At 50.2% G+C, this 3,291-nt stretch carries 5 protein-coding genes; 3 read left to right on the forward strand and 2 right to left on the reverse strand.

The window, feature by feature from the left end:
• The 3 genes from VEI96_10160 to VEI96_10170 all read left to right on the forward strand — a co-directional run.
• Positions 1-229: hypothetical protein (locus VEI96_10160; protein ID HXX58351.1), on the forward strand; the 229-nt coding region annotated here is incomplete at its 5' end.
• Between the two features lie 60 nt (positions 230-289).
• Positions 290-916, forward strand: coding sequence for a DUF3786 domain-containing protein (locus VEI96_10165; GenBank protein HXX58352.1), 627 nt, complete (start codon positions 290-292; stop codon positions 914-916).
• A 25-nt stretch (positions 917-941) separates the two neighbouring features.
• Positions 942-1,535, forward strand: a complete 594-nt coding sequence (locus VEI96_10170) for a peptidylprolyl isomerase (protein HXX58353.1) — start codon at positions 942-944, stop codon at positions 1,533-1,535.
• 395 nt (positions 1,536-1,930) lie between these two features.
• On the opposite strand, the gene VEI96_10175 is transcribed toward VEI96_10170, so the two are convergent.
• Both VEI96_10175 and VEI96_10180 read right to left on the reverse strand, forming a co-directional pair.
• Positions 1,931-2,278 carry a hypothetical protein gene (locus tag VEI96_10175; protein ID HXX58354.1) on the reverse strand — a complete coding sequence of 116 codons (348 nt, stop codon included), beginning with the start codon at positions 2,276-2,278 and terminating at the stop codon, positions 1,931-1,933.
• A gap of 236 nt (positions 2,279-2,514) precedes the next feature.
• Positions 2,515-3,291: hypothetical protein (locus tag VEI96_10180; GenBank protein HXX58355.1), on the reverse strand; the 777-nt coding region annotated here is incomplete at its 5' end.

Here is a 3,291-nt window from a genome sequence, read left to right on the forward strand (position 1 = left end):
TCTCGTGGTCGGATTTGCATCAGCCGTTATGGCAGCGGGCTGGGATTCCTGCAAGGGCTGCCACACGGACTCGGGAAAGCCGGCGCCCTCGAAGGCAGACCTGACGAAGAAATACAAGACTTCTGCTGACTTGATAAAGGCGGCTAAGGCCTCGAAGAGCCCGATGATGAATAACTTCAAGAAAGATGACGTACTTAAGGAAGCAGCAAAGGATCTCGGACTGAAATAAGGTTTTTTCGAGAAAGGGATGGACTGCTTTTCCATCCCTTTTTTACGCGGGAGATAAGGCATGGTTCCGATAAAGACTGCGGGAGGAGAAGCAAAGGCCTGGTCCATCATTTCGACCCTTGAACCGTCGAGAATAGCGAGCGAGGCGGGGGTCCTCTATGACAGCGGGTCCGGGATATATACGCTGAAGTCCTTCGGTCTGGATTTTTCCATCTCTCCACTGGAGAAGAAGATTTCTTGCGTGTCGTCTGCCGGCGACTTCTTTCTCGGCAAGCTCAAGGATTTTTTCAGGCTCTCCGTGCTCTGGTATCTCACGAATGCCAAGGACATCCCCCTCTCCGGAAGGCTGATAAGGCCTATCGATGTGAAAGGCGGGCACCGCTTCTTTACCGGAACCCATCTCCTCCCTCTCGACAAGATCGCGGAGAAATACGGGAAGGACAGAGACGGCTTTATAAGGAAAGGGAGAGAATTCGGCGGGGAGCCCTTTCATTACGGTGATGTCTCTATCAAACTCCTTCCCTTCCCGAGAGTCCCGGTCTATGTGATTTTATGGCTCGAAGACGCGGAATTCCCCTCACGGGTCGACCTGCTCTTTGACTCGACCTGCGAGTTTCATATACCGTTATCCGATATCGTTTGGGCGACTTCGATGATGAGCGTCTTATCGATGCTCCTGGAAGGATAGCAGACATATCATGAAAGGAGGTTTCATGAGATACGTAAGAACATTTTTTGTGATGGTTTTCGTGGCCGTATTCAGTCTGTCCGGCTATGCCGAGATGAAGGACAAAAAATTTACGAAAGAGGAGATCAAGAAGATGGCAGAGACAAAGGCGATCATAGAGACGAAGTTCGGAAACATCGAACTCACCTTCTTCCCCGATGTCGCACCGAATCATGTGAACAATTTTATTGAGCTCGCGAAAAAGGGGTTCTATGACGGGACAACCTTCCATAGGGTCATCCCCGGTTTCATGATACAGGGAGGCGACCCGAACTCCAAAGACCCCGACAAATCGAAACACGGCACGGGAGGCCCCGGATATACCGTCAAGGCGGAGTTTAACGACAAACACCATAAGAGGGGGACCCTCTCTATGGCGAGGGCTGCAAGCCCCGACAGCGCGGGCTCTCAGTTCTTCATCTGTGTCAAGGACGCACCGTTTCTCGACAAGCAATACACCGTCTTCGGGGAGGTCGTTTCGGGGATGGACGTGGCGGATAAGATCGTGAACCAACCGAGGGACGCCAGGGACAACCCCAACGAGCGAGTCGAGATGAAGGTGAAGATCGTCGAAAAATAAAGACGCCTTCTCGTAGTCCTGACCTGTCTCTGTGAGGAGTATTCCGTCTGCTGTCTTAGTGAGCGCTTATGGTGTACCGGCAGTGATAGTCACGTTGCTGTCATATTGCAGGGGAAGCATGTGCGAACTTCCACCATCCACGAAACTGAGCGCGATGTAACCGATCGCTGGTAGACCGGCTGAGGTGAATGTATGGTTGTTGGCAGATACTGTTGTCTTGTGTTCTGGAGTTGGCAGACAGGGATCCCCAAAGCAGTCAACATTAACTAAATCGAAGTTCAGAAAGCCAAAATCGAATGTCATAAATGAGTACGAAGTTGCCACGGTAGAGTTGAATATAGTACTTTTCCTCCCTGCCTCAGATAGTTTCACAATACTTGCACTGTGGGGGAGCGCTAGGACGACGTATCGCGGCGGGCAACCTCCAGAAAGATTTCCCACCCGCCATTACAAAGTCCCTCTTCCGTATTGATGTCAGCAGCCTCTCTGAATCTTATCCTTGCCCTCACACCGTATCGCGTACTTGTGTTAATGACCGTAAAAATATTCTCACGGTTCGCATCCCTTACATTATAGTAGCCGTAAATCAATGCATCACCCAACCCACTGGGATTGACAAAGACCTTAGTCGGAGGCAATACACTCTCGGAGCCTGAAGCGAGAGAGTCTATTTGGAGTGCAAAAGCAGACCCAAAACCCGTGACAACAAGCAACATCGCAATGAAGACGCTTTTTTTTATCATCGATTTCCTCCTTGCAAAACATCACACAATCACATCGACCCCTTAATGAAATTTTAGTGGACTCCGAATCACAAAACAAGAAATTTATGAAAACCCAAACCAGTTAAGAGGGCTTGCGACAACCCTAACGAACGGGTCGAGATGAAGGTGAAGATCGTCGAGAAATAAAGGCTGCTTTTTTTTGCAGCCCTTATCTGCTCGGCAAAGCGGATTCAGTCTGCCGTGCAATCGGACGCTCAGGGCGTGCTGGTTGTGATAGTCACATTGCTGTCATATTGCATAGGGAGCATGTGCGAACTCCCACCATCCACGAAGCTGAGCGCTACATAGCCGATCGCCGGCAGACCCGCTGAAGTGAATGTGTGGTTATTAGTAGACACCGTTGTCGCGTGGGTCGGGATCGTCGGAACGGGACCAAAACAGTTGGCGTGTACCATATCGAAATTCAGGAACCCAAATGAGAAAGGCGACGCTGGGATGACCGGCGTGGCCACGTCGGAGATGAATATTGGTCCATCATTAACGCATACGAGATTCACTCCATGTGGCAGGGCAAAGGCAGGTTCGCATCCGGTACATTCCCACGGACAATAATGCGATACTATATGCCCCGCATCATCGAAGAAAGCAAGATATAACCTCGGGTCCGCAAAGATATCCTTCTTTGAATCGATGCATGTTTGGCCTGAGGAATCCCATGTGATGTTCGGGACGTGTGTAAGATTCTTTGTTGGAAATGTCACGACCGCCTCTGATTTACCGCGGAAGGGGGATTCAATATCGTAAACACTGTAGAAATTCTGTTTGGTCAAGGCATAGTTGAGACCGTTAAGTCCGTCTGTGCCGCTTGCCAGATTTGGTGTAGCTGCCTGAGGCTGATCGGTGAATGCTCTATTGGAGAAGTCACCGAGAGCAGTCGCATTGTAAGCGAAGGTCTCCAAAGTGCTCAGATTGACCAAGTAGTTGCTCCCCTTAAGGACATTGCCGACATCATCGCCCCAATCAAGTAAATC

This window comes from Thermodesulfovibrionales bacterium (genome assembly GCA_035622735.1).
In the GTDB taxonomy this organism is placed as follows: Bacteria; Nitrospirota; Thermodesulfovibrionia; order Thermodesulfovibrionales; family UBA9159; genus DASPUT01.